The 19232-nt window shown below is 52.8% G+C and carries 15 protein-coding genes and 1 pseudogene; 14 read left to right on the top strand and 2 right to left on the bottom strand.

Going from position 1 to position 19232, the window contains the following annotated elements; translation table 11 throughout:
- The first annotated feature begins 23 nt into the window (after positions 1 to 23).
- The 9 genes and pseudogenes from BJP58_RS17225 to argH all read left to right on the top strand — a co-directional run bounded on the left by BJP58_RS17225 (position 24) and on the right by argH (position 10727).
- Positions 24 to 929, top strand: coding sequence for a YitT family protein (locus BJP58_RS17225; protein WP_071219787.1), 906 nt, complete (start codon positions 24 to 26; stop codon positions 927 to 929).
- Positions 930 to 1226: 297 nt separating this feature from the next.
- Positions 1227 to 1793: a GNAT family N-acetyltransferase gene (locus tag BJP58_RS17220; RefSeq protein ID WP_194539903.1), complete on the top strand. Its 567-nt coding sequence runs from the start codon at positions 1227 to 1229 to the stop codon at positions 1791 to 1793.
- 389 nt (positions 1794 to 2182) lie between these two features.
- On the top strand, positions 2183 to 3238 hold the full coding sequence (gene argC, locus BJP58_RS17215; RefSeq protein WP_194539902.1) for an N-acetyl-gamma-glutamyl-phosphate reductase: 1056 nt from the start codon (positions 2183 to 2185) through the stop codon (positions 3236 to 3238).
- Between the two features lie 18 nt (positions 3239 to 3256).
- The gene (gene argJ, locus BJP58_RS17210) at positions 3257 to 4483 is read left to right on the top strand and encodes a bifunctional glutamate N-acetyltransferase/amino-acid acetyltransferase ArgJ (RefSeq protein ID WP_194539901.1); all 1227 of its coding nucleotides are present in this window, start codon (positions 3257 to 3259) and stop codon (positions 4481 to 4483) included.
- 35 nt (positions 4484 to 4518) lie between these two features.
- Positions 4519 to 5355 carry an acetylglutamate kinase gene (gene argB / locus BJP58_RS17205; RefSeq protein WP_194539900.1) on the top strand — a complete coding sequence of 279 codons (837 nt, stop codon included), beginning with the start codon at positions 4519 to 4521 and terminating at the stop codon, positions 5353 to 5355.
- 251 nt (positions 5356 to 5606) lie between these two features.
- Entirely contained in the window at positions 5607 to 6827 is a 1221-nt protein-coding gene (locus BJP58_RS17200) for an acetylornithine transaminase (protein WP_194539899.1), read from the top strand.
- A 58-nt stretch (positions 6828 to 6885) separates the two neighbouring features.
- The gene (argF, locus tag BJP58_RS17195) at positions 6886 to 7842 is read left to right on the top strand and encodes an ornithine carbamoyltransferase (RefSeq protein ID WP_194539898.1); all 957 of its coding nucleotides are present in this window, start codon (positions 6886 to 6888) and stop codon (positions 7840 to 7842) included.
- 106 nt (positions 7843 to 7948) lie between these two features.
- Positions 7949 to 9181: an argininosuccinate synthase gene (locus BJP58_RS17190; RefSeq protein ID WP_194539897.1), complete on the top strand. Its 1233-nt coding sequence runs from the start codon at positions 7949 to 7951 to the stop codon at positions 9179 to 9181.
- A gap of 131 nt (positions 9182 to 9312) precedes the next feature.
- Positions 9313 to 10727: pseudogene (gene argH, locus BJP58_RS17185) on the top strand (argininosuccinate lyase).
- A gap of 187 nt (positions 10728 to 10914) precedes the next feature.
- Here the strand turns inward: argH and BJP58_RS17180 are convergent.
- Positions 10915 to 11688, bottom strand: a complete 774-nt coding sequence (locus tag BJP58_RS17180; protein WP_194539896.1) for an alpha/beta hydrolase — start codon at positions 11686 to 11688, stop codon at positions 10915 to 10917.
- 316 nt (positions 11689 to 12004) lie between these two features.
- On the opposite strand from BJP58_RS17180, the gene BJP58_RS17175 reads away from it, so the two are divergent.
- Positions 12005 to 12733 (top strand): bactofilin family protein, encoded by a 729-nt coding sequence (locus tag BJP58_RS17175; protein ID WP_194539895.1) that lies wholly within the window; start codon positions 12005 to 12007, stop codon positions 12731 to 12733.
- 283 nt (positions 12734 to 13016) lie between these two features.
- Here BJP58_RS17175 and BJP58_RS17170 read toward each other — a convergent pair whose 3' ends face one another.
- The gene (locus tag BJP58_RS17170) at positions 13017 to 14453 is read right to left on the bottom strand and encodes a VanW family protein (protein ID WP_194539894.1); all 1437 of its coding nucleotides are present in this window, start codon (positions 14451 to 14453) and stop codon (positions 13017 to 13019) included.
- Positions 14454 to 14659: 206 nt separating this feature from the next.
- Between BJP58_RS17170 and ftsE the strand changes: the two genes are divergently transcribed.
- The 4 genes from ftsE (at position 14660) to BJP58_RS17150 (ending at position 19159) form a co-directional block, all read left to right on the top strand.
- Positions 14660 to 15346 (top strand): cell division ATP-binding protein FtsE, encoded by a 687-nt coding sequence (gene ftsE, locus BJP58_RS17165; protein ID WP_113059704.1) that lies wholly within the window; start codon positions 14660 to 14662, stop codon positions 15344 to 15346.
- Entirely contained in the window at positions 15336 to 16244 is a 909-nt protein-coding gene (gene ftsX / locus BJP58_RS17160) for a permease-like cell division protein FtsX (protein WP_194539893.1), read from the top strand. The genes ftsE and ftsX overlap by 11 nt, the downstream gene beginning before the upstream one ends.
- 27 nt (positions 16245 to 16271) lie before the next feature.
- Positions 16272 to 17558, top strand: a complete 1287-nt coding sequence (locus BJP58_RS17155) for a murein hydrolase activator EnvC family protein (protein ID WP_194539892.1) — start codon at positions 16272 to 16274, stop codon at positions 17556 to 17558.
- 131 nt (positions 17559 to 17689) lie between these two features.
- The gene (locus BJP58_RS17150; protein WP_071219771.1) at positions 17690 to 19159 is read left to right on the top strand and encodes a S41 family peptidase; all 1470 of its coding nucleotides are present in this window, start codon (positions 17690 to 17692) and stop codon (positions 19157 to 19159) included.
- The last annotated feature ends 73 nt before the right edge of the window (positions 19160 to 19232 follow it).

The following is a 19232-nucleotide window of genomic DNA, read 5'->3' as shown; positions in this document are numbered from 1 at the left end:
GTTGAGGAGAGATTTGAAGAACTATGGCGCAATCCGCTGGCAATCCATCGATTAACAAAAGAAAAAGAGAACCCCTGATTCCGATCAACGGTCCCCTTCGACAGACGGTGGACACCGTTTTTATCATCATCGGCTCCTTTATTATGGCGCTGTCATTTAATCTGTTTTTCTTGCCCAACCACATCGCCTCAGGCGGTGTGTCCGGATTGTCGGTTCTTGCGCAAGCATGGCTCGGCATTGAACCGGCCTTTACGCAGTGGGCGCTCAATATCCCCTTGTTTGTGCTCGGCTTCTGGCTGCTAGGACGTGACTATGGCATTCGTTCCCTTTTGGGAAGCGTGGTTTTGCCATTGTTCGTATTTTTGACCAAGGACTGGCCGATTCCAACCTCCAATCCCCTCTTGGCTTCCATCTATGGCGGGATCGGCGTCGGGATCGGCATGGGGCTGGTCTATCGCGGCAGGGGTTCAACCGGTGGATTGACCATCGTGGCTCAGCTCCTGCAAAAATACAGCGGCCTCAGCTTCTCCCTTTGCGTCGTGCTCTTGGATGCGATTGTGATCTCTTCGGCAGCCCTCGTGCTGTCGCTGGAGCAGGCGTTGTACGCACTCATTGGACTGTACGTGACAGGCAAAGTGATTGATGCGATTGAGCTGGGCTTTAGCTTCACCAAGGTGGCTTACATTATATCCGATCATACGGAGCCTATAACCAAGGCCATCCTCGAGGACCTCGACCGTGGATTAACCAAGCTGACCGCAGAGGGAGGCTATACGGGTGAACACCGGACGGTTCTGATGGTTGTGGTCGGACAGAGTGAAATTCCACGTCTGAAGACGGTGGTACAATCGGTGGACCCGAATGCGTTTGTCATCATTAGCAATGCCCATGAGGTATTGGGTGAGGGCTTCCGCAATATTAAGGCGTAAAACAATAAAAGCTGTGTCGAGAGGTTCTCGGCACTCGGAGAGGCGGTGTATATCACCGTCTCTTTTTTTTGTGGACTATAGAATGTATAAGTTTTCAGCGAAGCTGAACCGTTCGTTGAGTTGCAAGCAAAGCTTCCTCTAAACGTGGTCTGTCCTCTGTGAAGTGCGTCGATAGTCGTTTTTCCGATTGGGATCTACTGTCCGGTGGGAGCCAAGCCGATATGCCTTGAATTTTCCTTTATTTTTCTAGCAAAGAGCATATAATGGTATCTAATATTGTTCAGGGGGTAGGAGATTATGGAAATCGAACGGATCTTTGCTAATTTGCCGGTGCTGGAAACCGAACGCCTGAGACTTCGCAGAATATCGATGCAGGATGCGGACCAGATGTATGCCTATGCCTCTGATGATGAGGTTGCCAAGTACGTAACATGGGAAACTCACCGCTCGATCAACGACAGTAAGAAATTCATCCAGTTTATACTTGTCCAGTATGCCAAGCATGATATTGCCCCTTGGGGAATCGAGCTGAAGGAAAGCGGACGTCTGGTCGGGACGGTGGATTTCGTATGGTGGAAGCCCGAACAGCAGAGCGCCGAGATTGGATATGTACTCGCGCGGGATTGTTGGGGACAAGGTCTCATGACGGAAGCTGCTTCTGCTCTACTGAAACTCGGTTTTGGTGAAATGGATCTTGTGCGCATCCAAGCGCGTTGCATAGAAGGGAATATCGGCTCTCAGCGTGTGATGGAGAAGGTCGGCATGTCCTATGAGGGGACGTTGAGGAAGGGGATTAAGACCAAAGGACGGCATTGGGACCTCAAATTATACTCCATTCTAAAAGAAGAATATGAAACTCTTTAGCATTGTAAGGCGATTGGAATTCATGTGCAATGGGATCAAATTTGAATAATCCATTGTATTTATATGAATACAGTCGTATAATAATACATATTTATGAGACGGATAAAGTCAATGAATACCTAGGAATAAAGCGTGTGCTAACGCAGGAGACAAAAACTCCGAAGAAGACCATTACCAGCTTGACTGCTTCTTGAAGTAAAAATGATATCAAGAAGCACCAGTAGACACGCGTGGTTTTTGATAACCCATCATATGATGAGGATAGCATCAGCGGCAGCGTGATCGATCGGATAAGGAAACGGATGAGTATGACGTAGAGATGAAGGATGGATGAATGGGACCTTGCATAAGGTCCTTCAGCTGTTCCTTGGGGAGAGGGATGAGGAGAAATGACGGACACAAACATAGTAAAAGTAGCTATTGTAGGATCTACCGGCTACGGTGGCGTGGAACTGATCCGGCTGCTGCAAGCACACCCGCGCGTTGAGATTACATCGGTAATCTCGTCTTCAACTGCAGGCGTACCGATATCGGACGGTTTTCCGCATTTGACAAATATCATGACCCAGAACCTGGATGGCGTTAACCCGGCGGAAATCGCTGAGGTGGCAGACCTGGTGTTCGCGGCCACGCCTTCGGGCGTCAGTGCCAAGCTGGTGCCGGAGCTGCTGGATGCAGGCCTGAAGGTCATTGATCTGTCGGGAGATTTTCGCTTAAAAGACGGGGCAGTGTATGAACAGTGGTATAAGCATACGGCTCCGAGTGCGGAACTATTGGAGAAAGCCGTATACGGTCTATGCGAAGTGTTTGGCGAAGAGGTCCGCGATGTCGATTTCATCTCCAATCCGGGCTGCTATCCGACAGCGACGCTGCTCGGGCTGATTCCGGCCATCAGCGCGGGATGGATTGATGCCTCTTCCCTTATTATCGATGCCAAATCCGGCGTATCCGGTGCAGGCCGGGGAACGAGTTTGATGACGCATTATGCCGAGATCAATGAGAACTTCAAAGCCTATAAGGTGAATAAACACCAGCATATTCCCGAGGTTGAGCAGGTATTGACTCAGGTGGCGGGCGAACCGATTACCGTTACCTTTACCACCCATTTGGTGCCGATGACGAGGGGAATCATGACCACCATGTATGCCACGCTGAATGGTCCATACACGGAAGAGGATTTTATTGAACTGTATCGCCAGTATTTCAAGGATCGCAAGTTTGTGAGAATCCGGGACTTGGGCGTATGGCCTGGGACAAAAGAAGTCAGCGGGTCCAATTACTGCGACATCGGATTCGCGGTAGATGCGCGTACGAACAGAGTGACCATTATATCGGTCATTGACAACGTGGTGAAGGGTGCGGCCGGTCAGGCAATCCAGAACCTGAATTTGATGATGGGATGGGAGGAGAGCCTCGGACTTACGTTTACGCCGATTTATCCGTAAGCGGCTGGGGATACAGACATGGGAGAGAATATGTTTGCGATTATTGATGGGGGCAGCATCGTAACGCCGCAAGGCTTCAAGGCTGCCGGACTCCACTGTGGACTTAAGAAGACCGACCGTAACGATCTGGGTGTCATTGTATGTGACGTGCCTGCCGTGGCGGCAGCTGTATATACGACGAATCTGTTTCAAGCGGCACCGCTGAAGGTAACGCGTGAAAGCCTGCAGGACGGCAAGCTTCGCGCGATTGTCGTGAACAGCGGGAATGCCAATGCCTGTACGGGTAAGCAGGGTGAAGAGGATGCTTACACGATGCGTGCCAATACGGCTGCGCAATTCGGCCTGGACGAGAACGATGTGGCCGTCGCCTCAACGGGAGTCATCGGGGAACTGCTGAAGATGGACCGCGTTTCCTCAGGGATTGCTGGCCTGCCTGCACGACTTAGCGGCGGAAGCGAAGGGGCTGAGAGCTTCAGCCAAGCGATTTTGACAACCGATCTCGTGAAAAAGGAAGCCTGCGTGACCGTTCAAGTTAACGGTACGAAGGTGACTATCGCCGGAACAGCGAAGGGGTCGGGGATGATTCATCCGAACATGGCGACCATGCTCGGATTTATGACGACAGATGCGGTCATTGGTCAGGAAGCGTTGCAGCTGCTGCTGCGCGAAACGACCAATCTGACCTTTAATATGATTACGGTGGATGGCGATACGAGCACCAACGATATGCTGGTTGCGATGGCTAGCGGCATGGCGGGGCACGACATGCTTTCGCCGGAGCACCCGGATTGGGATGCATTCGCAGCTGGCTTCCATTATGTTTGCCAGCAGCTGGCGAAGGCGATCGCGCGTGACGGAGAGGGAGCTTCCCGCCTGATCGAGGTTCGCGTGGACGGTGCTGAAAGCGATGATGACGCGCAAGCGATTGCCAAGACGATCATTGGCTCCAGCCTGGTCAAATCCGCCGTATTCGGCGCAGATGCCAACTGGGGACGCATTATTGCGGCTGTCGGCCGTGCGGGCCGTCCGGTTAATCCGGAGACGGTCGATATTGCCATAGGCCCGATTTCGGTGCTGGAGCAGTCAAGACCCGTTGCTTTTGACGAAGATGCAGCTCTGGTTTACCTTCAGGGAGACACCGTGGATATTGACGTGAAGCTGCATATCGGAAATGGCTCGGCTACGGCCTGGGGCTGTGATTTAACTTATGATTATGTCCGCATTAATGCGGCTTATCGTACTTAGATAATCAAACATTCAGTAGGACGGAGGAGACGGATATGAAGAGCACGATCGATCAAAAGGTTACGCTGCCGGGTCAAACATCAGGTGCGGATACGTTCGTGATGAAATGCGGCGGCAGCACGCTCGCGGCCCTTCCTGACAGCTTCTTCGAGGATTTGAAGAATCTGCAGCAAAAGGGAGTTAACCCCGTTATCGTTCATGGTGGCGGACCCGCGATCTCCGGCAATCTGGAGAAGCTTGGCATCGAGACCGAGTTCGTGAACGGGCTGCGCAAGACGACGGAGGATGTGCTGGACGTTGTGGAGATGGTACTTGCGGGCACCATCAATAAGCAGATCGTACGACGGATTCAAAGCGTAGGCGGCTCTGCCATCGGTTTATCCGGCTCGGACGGCGGGCTGATCGAGGCCAAACCGGTGACGAACCACGCGGAGGTCGGCTGGGTCGGCGACGTTACGTTTGTGAAGTCATCCATCCTGAGCGGCGTGCTGGAGATGGGATACATGCCGGTGGTTGCGCCGATTGGGGTGGATCAATCCGGTCAGCGCTACAATATCAATGCCGATACGGCGGCGGGTGCCGTGGCTTCTCATCTGGGCGTAAACCGGATGATCGTTGTCACTGACGTACCTGGAATTATGAAAGGATCGGGCGGCGAGAAGCGGGTGCTTCCAACCGTGACGGTTCAGGAGATCGAGGATATGATCGGGACAGGCGAAATCTACGGCGGCATGATACCGAAGGTCAGAGCGGCCATCAGCTGCATTCACGGCAAGGTGAGCGAGGTTGTCATCGTGGACGGAAGCGAGCCGAATGTACTGAGCCGCGTGCTTGGCGGAGAAGTGCTGGGTACGCGCATCGTGAGGATGTAAATTGAGATTAGAGATTATAGACAGAGCGGCTTCAACGGAGTAGGTGGAATTGTTCTGGAGAAGCAGCGCGGTCGCCTTTGCCCCCGGATTTTAACCGCTGCAACCATTTCAATAACAATCTGGGGGCAACAGCGATCGGAAGAACAATCCACATGCGCAGTGCTGGTTAAGCTTAATGGATGTTCATATCGTACGACGGTTCAAACGTGAAGCACGAAGCTATGCCAAATGCAAAGGAGTGTGTGAAGGTTATGGGAAAAGAAACAGCAGCAGGCGGTGTTAAAGCAGCGAATGAAAGCTCGTTGTTCCAGACGTACGCCAGATATCCAATCGCCCTGGTCAAAGGGGAAGGAAGCTGGTTATGGGACGCTCAAGGCAACAAATATCTTGATTTTATGGCAGGCCTGGCGGTAACGAATCTCGGCCATGCCCCGATAAAAGTGAAAGAGAAGCTGAAGTCCCAGCTGGATGAATTGTGGCATGTCTCGAACCTGTTCCACATTCCGGGTCAGGAAAAAGCAGCCGAGCTGCTGACAGCGAACACCTGCGCGGATGCGGTTTTCTTCTGCAACAGCGGGGCGGAAGCGAACGAAGCGGCCATTAAGCTGGCGCGCCGCTACCATCAGAAGGTGAAGGGAACGGGGCGCTACGAGGTCATTACGTTTACGCAGTCCTTCCACGGACGGACGCTGGCTACGCTGACGGCCACCGGCCAGGATAAGGTAAAGGAAGGGTTCCTTCCGCTTCCGGCAGGCTTCAAAAGCGTTCCGCTGCATGACCTTCCGGCACTGGAAGCGGCTGTTAACGACAACACCGCTGCGATCATGATCGAAATGGTGCAGGCGGAGGGCGGTGTGCATCCGGTAGAGCCGGAGTTCCTTCAAGCCGTCACCGAGCTGTGCAAGAAGCATGGACTGCTGCTGATCGTGGACGAGGTGCAGACGGGCATGGGCCGGACCGGGAAGCTGTTTGCGCATGAGCATTACGGCATTGAGCCGGATATCTTTACCGTGGCCAAAGGGCTCGGCTCCGGGTTCCCGGTCGGCGCGATGCTGGGTAAAGCTTACTTGCGCGAAGCCTTCACGGCAGGAAGCCATGCGACAACGTTTGGCGGCACACCGATTGCGAGCGCCGTTATCCAGGCCACTATCGAAACGATGCTGGAGGACAATGTGCCGCAGCGTGCGGCCGAAGCCGGAGAATATTTGATGACGAAGCTGAATGAGAGCCTCGGCAGTCATCCCTTTGTGAAGGCGATCCGGGGTAAAGGTCTGCTGATCGGCATCGAATGCGTTGAGCCGGTTGGCGAGCTGGTGCTGAAAGGGCAGAGCCGCGGGCTGCTGTTCGTAACGGCAGGACCGAATGTGATCCGGCTGCTTCCGAATCTGTACGTCACTAAAGAAGAGATCGACCAGGCGGTATCGATTGTTACGGAACTTATACATGAGCATACGGCGGTTAGCCAAGCATAGAAGAATCGTGTTGCAGCATTTTGGACAATAACAGCATGGTTAAGGAGGACTGGAGAATATGGCCACTAGCGGACAAGTGAAGGAATTAAGCCTGAAAGGGCGGGATATGATCGAGCTGGACGAATACTCGACGGAAGAGATTCAGTTCTTGCTCGATTCGGCAATTGAGATCAAGCGCAAGCAGAAGAACGGCGAAGTCTATCAGCCGCTGAAAGGCAAGACGATCGGATTGATTTTTGAGAAGTCGTCCACGCGGACGCGGGTTTCATTCGAGGCTGGGATGTTCCAGCTGGGCGGACATGCACTCTTTTTAAGTAAAAACGATATTCAGCTCGGACGCGGCGAGCCGATCAGCGATACGGCGCAGGTGATGTCCCGTTATTTGGACGGCTTGATGATCCGTACCTTCGGGCACGATAACGTGGTCAACCTGGCGAAATATGCCTCCATTCCGGTTATCAACGGCCTGAGTGACATGGCGCATCCATGTCAGGTGCTGGCCGATTTGCAGACGGTGCTGGAGCACAAAGGCAAATTGAAAGGTCTCAAAATGGCCTTTATCGGCGATGGCAACAACATGGCGCATTCGCTCCTGATTGGCGGTGCCAAGATGGGCATGCATGTGGCCGTAGCCAGTCCGAAGGGCTATGAGGCGGATGCCAGCATCGTGAAGCTGAGCGAGGAAATCGCGGCGCAAACGGGTGGCAAAATTACGATTACGCAAGACCCGATCGAAGCCGCGAAGGATGCGGACGTGATCTATACGGATGTATGGGCAAGCATGGGCTTTGAAGAGGAGCAGGCACAGCGGGAGGCTGCGTTTGCGGACTACCAGGTGAATGAGGAACTTGTGAAGGCGGCGAAGCCGGATTACTTGTTCCTGCATTGCCTCCCGGCCCACCGCGGCGAAGAGGTCAGTGAAGGCGTGATCGACGGTGCCAATTCCGTCATTTTTGATCAGGCCGAGAACCGTCTCCATGCCCAGAAGGCTTTGATGGTTGCTTTGATGGCATAATGCCGTTGATGGCAAGCGAACATTCTCTATGAAAATGCGTCAATGGACGTTATCTTTAGTATAATGAACGACAGGGTTGATAGTAACAAAGAGAGGGAGTTTAACGATGGCAAAACAAAAAATCGTGCTGGCGTATTCCGGTGGCCTGGATACGTCCGTTATTCTGAAATGGCTGAAAGAAACTTACGATGCGGAGATCATTGCTTTCACGGCCGATATCGGCCAGAAGGAAGAGCTGGACGGACTTGAGGAAAAAGCGCTGGCGACCGGCGCCTCCAAAGTATACATCGATGATCTGCGCGACGAATTTGCAACGGATTTCATCTATCCGATGTTCCAGGCGGGTGCTATGTACGAAGGGCAGTACCTGCTCGGGACCAGCATCGCGCGTCCGTTGATTGCCAAGCGCATGGTGGATATCGCTCGTGCCGAAGGCGCGACGGCGATTGCGCACGGCGCTACGGGCAAAGGGAACGACCAGGTTCGTTTTGAGCTGGGCGTAGCCGGCTTGGCACCGGACATAGAAGTAATCGCGCCTTGGCGCATCGAGGAGTTCCGTAACTCCTTCCCGGGTCGCGCAGAGATGATCGCTTACGCGGAAGCCCATGGCATTCCGGTAACGGCATCCGCGGCGAAATCCTACTCCATGGACCGCAACCTGCTCCATATCAGTTATGAGAGCGGCGTGCTGGAGGATCCTTGGTTCGATGCTAGCGCAGAGGACAGCAAGGATATGTACCTGCTCAGCGTATCGCCTGAGGATGCGCCGGACGAGGCGGAATACCTCGAGCTTACGTTTGAGCAAGGGAATGTTGTTGCGCTGAACGGCGAAACGATGAGCCCGCTGCAAGTGATGGAGAAGCTGAACGAGCTGGGCGGCAAGCACGGCATCGGTCGCGTGGATATGGTGGAGAACCGTTTCGTAGGCATGAAGAGCCGCGGTGTCTACGAGACGCCGGGTGGAACGATCCTGTTCACCGCTCATCGCAAAATGGAATCCATCACGATGGACCGCGAAGTGATGAACCTGCGCGACAGCCTGATTACCCGTTACAGCACCTTGGTTTATAACGGTTTCTGGTTTGCGCCGGAACGTCTGGCACTGCAGGCCCTGGTAACCGAGAGCCAGAAGAACGTATCCGGTACGGTGCGCGTGAAGCTGTATAAAGGCAACATTATCGGCGCAGGCGTAAAGAGTCCGGTTAGTCTGTACAACCCGGATATTGCTACGATGGAAGCCGATCCAACGCAAGCTTATGATCAGGGCGATGCGACCGGCTTTATCCGCTTGAACGCACTGCGTTTGAAAGTGGCAACCGGCGTGAACCAGAATCAATAAGTTTACAATAATGAACAGGCTGAAGGCCGTTTTCATGCAAGGGAGCTCCGTTGATTCTCGCGTAACCGGGATCAATGGGACTTCTTAAGCGGGAAGCGGCCCTCTGCCTTAAACAGAGAGGGGCAAGTGTTGTGAGCAAGTTATGGGGCGGACGCTTTACGAAGCAGACCAACGCATTGGTAGAGGAATATACGGCATCCATCGGTTTTGATAAGCAGCTGGCTGAGGAGGATATCCAGGGAAGCCTTGCGCATGTGTCCATGCTGGGCAAATGCGGCATCGTGCCGGCCGAAGACGTGGAGACGATCAAGGCTGGCTTGAACAAGGTGCTGGAGCGCATCCGTGAGGGCAGCATCGAGTTCTCCGTTTCGGATGAGGATATCCATATGAACATCGAGAAGAATCTGATCGAGGAAATCGGACCTGTCGGCGGCAAGCTCCACACAGGACGCAGCCGTAACGATCAAGTGGCTACGGATATGCATCTGTATTTGCGTAACCGCGTGGTGGCGCTGACCGGCATGCTGCATGAGCTGCAAACCGCATTAATCGGGCAAGCCAAGGATAACCTGGACACAATTATTCCGGGGTATACGCATCTGCAGCGTGCTCAGCCGATTCTGTTTGCGCATCATCTGATGGCTTACGTGTCCATGTTCCAGCGGGATATCGACCGTCTGATCGACAGCTATAAGCGCATTAATGTGTTGCCGCTCGGGCAGGCGCGCTAGCGGGGACGACGTTCCCGATCGACCGCCATTTCGTGGCGGAGCAGCTTGGGTTTGACGGCGTTTACGAGAACAGTCTGGATGCGGTCAGCGACCGCGACTTCATTCTGGAATTCCTCTCGGATGCTTCCATCATCATGATGCACTTGTCCCGCTTGAGCGAGGAGCTGGTGCTCTGGAGCAGCACAGAGTTCAACTTCATCGAGCTGGATGATGCGTTCTGTACGGGCAGCAGCATAATGCCGCAGAAGAAGAATCCGGATGTACCAGAGCTGGTCCGCGGCAAAACCGGTCGTGTATATGGCAACCTGATGGGTCTGCTCACCGTGCTGAAGTCGCTGCCGCTTGCTTATAACAAGGATATGCAGGAAGATAAAGAGGGCATGTTCGATACGGTGGCTACACTGGAAGGCGCATTGCAGCTGTTTGCTCCGATGATTGCCACGATGAAGGTCAACAAAGGCCGCATGCGTGAAGCGGTGAATACCGACTTCTCCAACGCAACCGACATCGCGGACTTCCTGGTTGGCAAAGGGCTTCCTTTCCGTCAAGCGCATGAAGTGATCGGCAAGACCGTATTGTACTGCATCCAGAACAACAAGTATCTGCTGGACCTGACGCTGGATGAGTTCAAGCAGTTCTCGGAGCTGTTCGACGACTCCATTTATGGTGTGCTTCAACCCGAGACGGTAGTCAATGCGCGTAACGTTTACGGCGGCACGGCAACCGAGCAAGTGAAGGCGGCCATTGACCGCAGCGTGCGGACGCTTCAGGTTACGGAAGAATGGCTGGGTCTCCGTCAAGGGAATGTAGAGTAACGATACAGAAATCGCAAGCGTGAAAAAATAGAGGTGGACCGGCAAACGCTACATTTGCCGATCCACCTTTTTTAAGATATCAAAAAAGTATGAACGAATCGCAGGGGCGGTGTCCTCCATTGCATGCGGATAAACCGAACAGCGGGACAACTGCTGCCCGTAGGATGGGCATGCATATCTGGATTCATCAGGCTTTCAACGGAAGCCACTTCAGCACATCCTGAATGTGAGTATCCCAATATCCCCAATCATGGCCGCCTGGGCCTTCCAGATAGGTGAGATCGAGGGAGGTTTCTTCGCAGGCCTTGCGGAACGCTTGATTGTCTTCATAGAGGAAGTCTTCGGTTCCGCAGCATTGATAAAGCAGCGGCTTAGGCCCCTCTGATCGATCGACTTCCTGAAGCAGCCACAGCAGGTCGTTGTCGGTGCCGGTAATATCTTGATCTCCGTAGACTAATTGATGTTCAAACAAGGCCTCATTCCTCCGGACATGACCCGCCATATCGAGCGCGCCCGACAAACTGGCAGCTGCGGCAAAGGCTTCGGGACAGCGAAGGGCCAGCTTGAATGCCCCGTACCCGCCCATGGACAAGCCAGCGACGAAGTTATCTTCTCTCGCGTGGGATAACGGGAAGAAGGAACGGGCAATGGCCGGCAGCTCCTGGCTGATGAAGGTCCAGTATTTGCCGCCGTATTCCATGTCCGTATAGAAGCTGCGGTGCACCTGCGGCATAACGACGGCAATACCCATCTCGGCCACATAGCGTTCGATGGAGGTTCTGCGAAGCCAGATGGAATCGTCGTCGGACAGGCCGTGCAGCAGGAAGAGCGTCGGATGCAGCCCTTTTTTGGCATGATTGGTCATACCGATCTGCGAAGAGGTTTGCTGAGGGAGAATAACGGTCATGGACGTGCTGAGACCGAGTACCTCCGAGTAGAAGTGACATTGCATAAGAGCCATGTTATGTATCCCCTTTCACTTTTGTAAATGTGAGATCGAAAAGACGAGTCTATTTAAATCATATCACAATCCTCGGGGATATAAAGGCGGCTCGGGCCGGAATCGAAATGGATAGGATAAGCTGTATACTTCATCTCGGTCTTGAGACCGAGGCGAAGTTCAGCCATCGGGCTGTTCTATGATTAGCGGGGTTGTGGTATCTTAGAGGGAGATTATGGCTCCACCCTGGTGGAGGATGGACTTTTATTTAAGGTAATTGTTGTGATGAAGCAGTTTAGATATAGATAGTGATTACTTTGTGATATGGAGGATACTCATGATACCACGTGACGACAAGCTATCCGATCTGAAGATTACGGGCACCGGAAGTTCAAGCGGCGGCCAATACGACAAGGTACGCATTGACGGTGCCGGGCAAATAAATGGAGATCTGGAGTGCCGGGAATTGATAGGCAATGGAACGATGAGCGTCAATGGCGCCGTCGCTGCGCGTACGATTCGCGTGAACGGTTCGGGAACCATTAAGGGGGCCGTGGAGTCTGAGGAGCTGAATGTTGCCGGCAGCCTGAGCTTGAAAGAAGGATTGCGCAGCAGATCCATCTACATCGGGGGGCATTGCAGCGTTCACGGAGATTCCGAATCGAAGAAGCTTGAGGTTACCGGAAACTTGAGAAGCCATGGTGATGTGCGGAGTGAATCCGCCACGTTCCAGGGAGGCTTTAAGATCGATGGCCGCCTGCATGTTGGAACAGCGGATATCCGAGTATTGGGTCGCTGCCTTGCACAGGAAATCGTTGGAGACCGGATCACGATTCGCAAAAAAGGGAAGCGGCTCTGGGAAATGCTGTCCTTGTCTTTAAGGGGAACGCACCTGGAGGCGCGTATTATTGAAGGCGACGTCCTTGATCTCGAGTATGTCGAAGCTGATATCGTCCGCGGTAATCGGGTGATCCTAGGCAAAGGTTGCGAGATTCGGCAAGTGGAGTACAGAGATGAACTGTCACAGCATCCGGAAGCCGAGGTCAGAGCGTCCAGGCGGTTTTAAGGCTGGAAACCATCCCCGCGTTCAGGCCTTAGGCCGAACAGGTGGAATATACCGAGGCCTTCAGCGCAGATGCCATGGCAGAAGTCGGGACCTTTTATAAAATCGATGTCTTACACTAAATAGCGGCAAGGCAAACAGCCCGGATTCGCGGTTCTATTCGCGAATCCGGGCTGTTCCATGTTTCTACTATGTTCGGTATGACCAATGGGAAATCCTCAAGGGCTTTCGCCGCAGAACGGAACCGATAGAGTAGACGTCGATGTTTTCAATGCTATCTCCAGGTTTAGGGTGCGCTGATACCGTCCTCAATCACTTCCTCTTTCGGTGTGTCATTCGCTTCCGGCAGTTGGACCTCGCTTGTCGGATTGATGGCAACGATGCTGTTCTGGGGGCGATAGGTATCCTTGGATATTTTAACCTTCTCTACAACCTTGCCGTTTACTTTCTTGGTTCGGTAGGTTTCAACCACATAGCCTGGCTTCCCGTTCTGAACCACCTGCTTGAGTCCTGGCGGCAGCGAGTTATTGTGAATGACCTTCTCTGGTGACGGCAAGGTTTCAACGGTGGTGGACACAAGCTCATATTCCGTGTTTTCCGGGAAGGTGCCAAACATCTTCAACGTTAAATTACCGTGCGATACTTCCGATAAAATAAGCAGATGCTTGCCTGTGTTGTTTCGGAAACGGAAATTGATCGCCCCTTCCGCGAAGGTGGCATCCTGCCCCTTGGGCAGGTAGCTGACCGGAAGGGAATGATTCCGCCTTTCGGTGATCTCCAGTCCGATCAGTAGGGCGGCATGATACACCGTGCTGGATACCTGGCAGATTCCGCCGCCGATGCCGGGGACCAGCTTGCCGTTCACGATGACAGGAGCTTCTTCAAAACCGTATTCCTTTTTCGCGGTATCAATAATATGAGCATAATTGAATTCATCGCCGGGCTTCAGAATCATGCCGTCTACGGATTTGGCAGCAGCGGTCACGTTATGAACGCGTCCAGGCCCGCTGGATCCGAGACTGGTGGAGAATTCAACGATTTTGCGCTCAATCCCTTCATCCTGCAGCGATTTTACGGTAACGGGGGGCTTTTGACGGATGAGAGGCAGCGAAACCGTAATGATCTTATCGGGATTCGGCTCGGTGAAGTGAGACTCATTCGGAAGCACAGCGCTGAACCCTTCATAGAATGCGGGCCAATCAATACGGTATGCCGTTTTCTCCGGAGTGTACCGGACAACATCATCTTCGGATATGCTCCGCACCGCATTGACGGGTTCCCCGAAGCGTTCCTTTTGCCACTCTTCGCTCAGCCTCTCTTTTAACACATCACGATCCCAGTCCGTGGATATATGCCATTCCAGCTGAAAGTTACGCCGGTATAGAACTTGATCCCATAGTGATCCTTCGGACAACCTGGCGATAGCCTCCTGAAAATCGGCTGCGTTGAATTGAACCCCGGCCTCTCGGAGAGTGAAGCTTTCCGTGTGTCCCTTAAGCGCGTCCGATTGCAGCTCCACCTTCAGCGCTGTCATCGCCTGCAGCCGTTGATCCAGCTCTGACAGCACCTCGTCTGATGGTTTACCGCCTACCTGCCAACCGGAGAGAACAACCCCCTTCGGGAGTTCCTTCTGGTTCACGTACATCGTCAATAGACCGAAGCCGACGGAGAGGAGAAGACCGAAACTGATGACAATGATGAGACCAAGATGAATTTTTTTCATTCGAAACCACCTTCTTAACTTCGTATTGGCCGCAGTTCATGCACTTGTTCATGTATATGTCACGGTGGGCTTAAACTTTCGGGTACTCAAAAGGTAACAAATTTGTTACAATAGACGATGTCGTGAGGATTTTTCATGGATTTTAAAGGAATTCGATGGAAACTGTCGAAAGTATAATGGCTAATTAAGGATTGGGAAGTGATGAAGTGATCGAAATGCAGGACGTATGGAAGACCTATCCGAACGGCGCTCATGCGCTTCAGGGAGTTTCCGTCAAAATCAATCGAAATGAATTCGTCTATGTTGTCGGACCATCAGGTGCGGGCAAATCGACGTTTATGAAACTTATCTATAGAGAAGAAGTTCCTACCAAGGGTCAAATTTCCGTTAACGGATTTAATATCGGGAAGCTGCAACAGCGCAAAATCCCCTATGTTCGCCGAAATATCGGGGTTATTTTTCAAGACTATCGTCTGCTGCCCAAGCTGACTGCTTACGAAAATGTAGCTTTTGCCATGGAGGTTATTGAAGCGCCGCCGCGTCTCATCAAGAGACGGGTCATGGAGGTGCTGGAGCTTGTGGGTCTGAAAGCCAAGGCGAACCGCGAACCTTCCCAGCTCTCCGGCGGGGAGCAGCAGCGGATCGCAATCGCCAGAGCGATTGTGAACAACCCCGCCGTCATTATTGCGGACGAGCCTACAGGTAATCTGGATCCGGAAACCTCGTGGGGCATCATGCAGCTGCTGGATGAGATCAATTTCAGGGGAACCACCATCGTAATGGCTACCCACAACAGGGATATCGTGAACACCATGCGCAAACGCGTTCTTGCGATTGAGCACGGACAAATCGTTCGTGACCAGCAGAGAGGAGATTACGGGTATGAATTTTAGAACCTTCTTGCGGCACTTGCGGGAAGGGGCGAAGAGCGTTTTCCGGAACGGATGGATGTCGGTCGCATCCGTCACTTCCATCGTGGTGTCTTTGTTTATACTCGGCGTTTTCATGCTGTTAGTCATGAATGTGAACGCTTTAGCCGATAAAGCAGATAGCAATGTGCAAATCAATACGTACTTAAATCTCAACGTGGATGAGAAGCTGCGCGAGACCATTAAGGGTGAACTCGAGGCCATGCCGGAGGTCAGCGCCATCAAGTTCGTGTCCAAGGAAGAGGGCATGAAGGAGCTTGAGGAAAGCCTGGGCTCCGAATGGGTGGAAGGCTTCAGCGAGGCGGACCAGAATCCCCTACCGGATGCATTCGAAGTTTCCGTTATTGAACCGACCACGGTCGGTTTTGTTGCCGACAAGATTACGGCCCTGAACAAGAAGTATACGGAGGAGCCGATCCTGCGTGTCAAGTATGGGGAAGGCACGGTAGAAACCCTGTTCAAGATTACGAAGACGGTACGGAATATCGGCTTTATTTTCGTAGCGGGACTCGGCTTGATGTCCATGTTCTTGATCTCGAACACCATTCGGGTTACGATTTTGGCCCGTCGCCGCGAGATCGGCATTATGAAGCTTGTCGGCGCGACCAACAACTTCATTCGCTGGCCGTTCTTCGTGGAGGGCGCCATGATCGGCCTGATGGGCTCCATTGTGACGGTCACGCTATTGTTTGTAGGCTACAACCGCCTGTACGCCGCATCGCAAACGGATTTGACGTTAGCCCAAAGTTTAATCCCTCTAGGCGATTTGTGGCTGCCGATCGGCACCATTGTTGTTGGGCTGGGCATTGTCATTGGCATCTGGGGAAGCACCATGTCGATACGTAAATTTTTGAAAGTATAAAACAAGGTAAAGGATGGGGAGCGAAACTTGAAGAAGATCGCCGCAGGAGTAGCAGCCTTATTACTGGCCACTGTTATGATCCAACCGACCGTCGGACAAGCCGAGAAGAAGACTTCAGCCGATGTAGATCGAGAGCTGAGAGTGCTTCAGGAGCAGGTCAAGAAAGCTCGGGCGCAGAAGAACAAAGCAGCGGAAAATAAACAAGAAGCTCAGCATTACAAGAAGAAAACAACGAAGAATCTGAAATATGTGATGGAGCAGATCAGCATCGTCAGCAATGAATTGACCAAAATCTCCATGAAGATCGAGGAGACAGAGGATCTGCTAAGAAAAACGACCAAGGAACTTGAAGCGGCGGAGGAGCGTATCGGCTCCCGTGAGAAGCTGTTGGAATCCCGAATTCGCCTCATCTATATGGATGGGCAAGTATCGTATCTGGATGTGCTGCTCTCCTCGACCAGCTTCAGCGATTTTATTGAGCGTGCGGATTCCTTGAAGACGATCGTTAACCAGGACCAGGATTTGCTGGTGGAGCATAAGCAGGACAAGCTGCTGGTCATTGACAAGAAGAAGGAACTTGAAGGACAGTATGCAACCGCCAAGGACCTGTATGGCCAAATGGAGGACCGTAAGAGCATCTTGAACGAGAAGGAACAGGAGAAGCGCGTACTACTGGCCCAGTATGATCAGGAAATTGAGGATGCGGAAATCTTGACCGAAGAGCAGGATAGAATGCTGGTTGCCCTGGCAAGCAAACGTTCGGATCTGCAGAAGGAAAAGAATAAGCTTGCGGCCGAGGAAGCTGCCCGTAAAGCAGCGGCTGCCAAAGCGGCTGCGGCAAAAAGAGCGGCTGCGGCGAAAAGAGCCAAGGCGACCACCCTCGGCGGTAGTAGCGGCGGCGACGGATATACAGGTAACGGCGGACCATTCGCCCTTCCGGTCTCCGGAGCCAGACTGTCTTCCGGTTATGGGCCGCGAGTCCATCCGGTAACGGGTGAGGTTGGCAAGATGCATACGGGCCAGGATTTTGCGGCTCCGCAAGGGACGGAGATCCGTGCAGCCGAGAGCGGCACGGTGATCTTGGCCGAATGGTGGAGCGGTTACGGAAACTGTGTTATTGTTGATCATGGGGGCGGCGTATGGACATTGTATGGACATATCCGCAACGGCGGCATTAAAGTCAGCGAAGGCGATAAGGTGTCCAGAGGGCAGAAGATTGCCGAAGTAGGCTCCACGGGTCAGAGCACAGGACCGCATCTTCATTTTGAGGTTCGGGTCAATGGATCGCCGGTGAATCCTTCGCCTTATCTGTAACAGAATTTCATGACTTATACCATATAACCTTCAGACCGCTGTATAAATATTCCCGGCAAGCCAATCATATACTAGGTGGACGGGATTCCCCGTGTGTGTAGCAGTTGAAACGTACAAAGGCGGTGAAGTACTTGCTGAAAAAACGAACGGCTGTCTTTCTGGTCATAGCTGCCATGCTATGCGGCGTGCTGTTAACGATGGCTTTGACCCAGCTGCCCGCTCCCAGCCAGACTGGAGATGGTGAGGGGCTGCTGGCCAGTATAGCGAACAGGAATGGACTGGAGCAGTCTGAAGCGAAAAAACTGGGGACAGCAATTGACCTCATCGAAAGCAATTATTACAAGGATATCGATCGGTCGAAACTGATCGACGGCGCCATCAACGGGATGATGGAAGCGCTGGAAGATCCATATTCCAACTATATGGGAAAAGAAACGGCAGCCCAGTTTGAAGAGAGCATCGAGGGCTCCTTCTCGGGGATTGGCGCGGAGGTGTCCTCTGTAGATGGCAGTGTGGTCGTTGTGTCTCCGATCAAGGGATCTCCTGCGGATAAAGCCGGCATTCGGGCGAAGGACACCATCCTTTCAGTCAATGGCGAATCCTTGCAGGGCCTTGAGCTGAACGCGGCCGTCAACAAGATTCGCGGTCCGAAGGGCTCCAAGGCCGTCCTTCAGATCAAGCGTGCTGGCTCCGAACAGCCGATCGAGTATGTTATCGTTCGTGATGACGTCGATCTGGAAACCGTATCGGCACGGATGGAGAAGGGCGGAATCGGCGTTATTGAGATCTCCCAATTCTCGCTGAACACAGGCGAACGCTTTAAGGAAGAACTCGAGAAACTGGAAAGCCAGGGCATGAAGGGACTGCTGATCGACGTCCGGAACAATCCAGGCGGCGTGCTGTCCGTTGTCATTGACATTGCAGAGCAGTTCGTACCTAAAGGCGAGTTGATCGTTCAGGTAGAGGATAAGAATAAGAAGCGGGAGAAGCATCCGTCGAACGGTGAGGCGAAATCCTATCCGATTACGGTGCTGATGAACAAGGGCAGCGCCAGCGCTTCCGAAATTTTGGCGGGCGCGCTGCAGCAGTCGGCGGGAGCTACCTTGATGGGTGAGCATTCCTTCGGTAAAGGAACCGTGCAAACGAGCTTCGATAAGCAATTTGGCGATGGAAGCCTGCTCAAAGTTACGATTGCCAAATGGTTGACACCAAACGGTACCTGGATCCATGAGAAGGGAATTGAGCCGGATATTCAGGTGTCACAGCCGGAATACTTTACCGTTGCACCAATCGATAAGAAGAAAACCTATACGTACGACACCAATAGCACGGATGTGAAGAACGCGCAGATCATGCTTGAAGCCGTTGGCTATAAGACTGGGCGTACCGATGGCTATTTCGACCGGAACACGGAGAAGGCGATCAAGAGCTTCCAGAGCAAGCACAAGCTGAAAGCGGACGGTATTCTTAACGGCGCCACAGCCGAGGCGTTGGAAGCCGCATTGATCGAGAAGATTCAGGATCCGAAAGAGGATAATCAAATGAATCGCGGAATTGCCGAGGTTCGGAAGGAAATCGCCGCTCAGGCGTCGAACAAGTAAGAAGGCTGAACGTTAGCCTTCTTTTTTTCTTTTAAGATATCAGAAAGTATAAGCTTTGAAGCGTCTTGAAGCT

This window comes from Paenibacillus sp. JZ16 (assembly GCF_015326965.1).
Taxonomy (GTDB): Bacteria; Bacillota; Bacilli; order Paenibacillales; family Paenibacillaceae; genus Paenibacillus_AQ.
The sequence above is the reverse complement of the archived record's forward strand: the minus strand, read 5'-3'. Positions and strand labels throughout refer to the sequence as shown.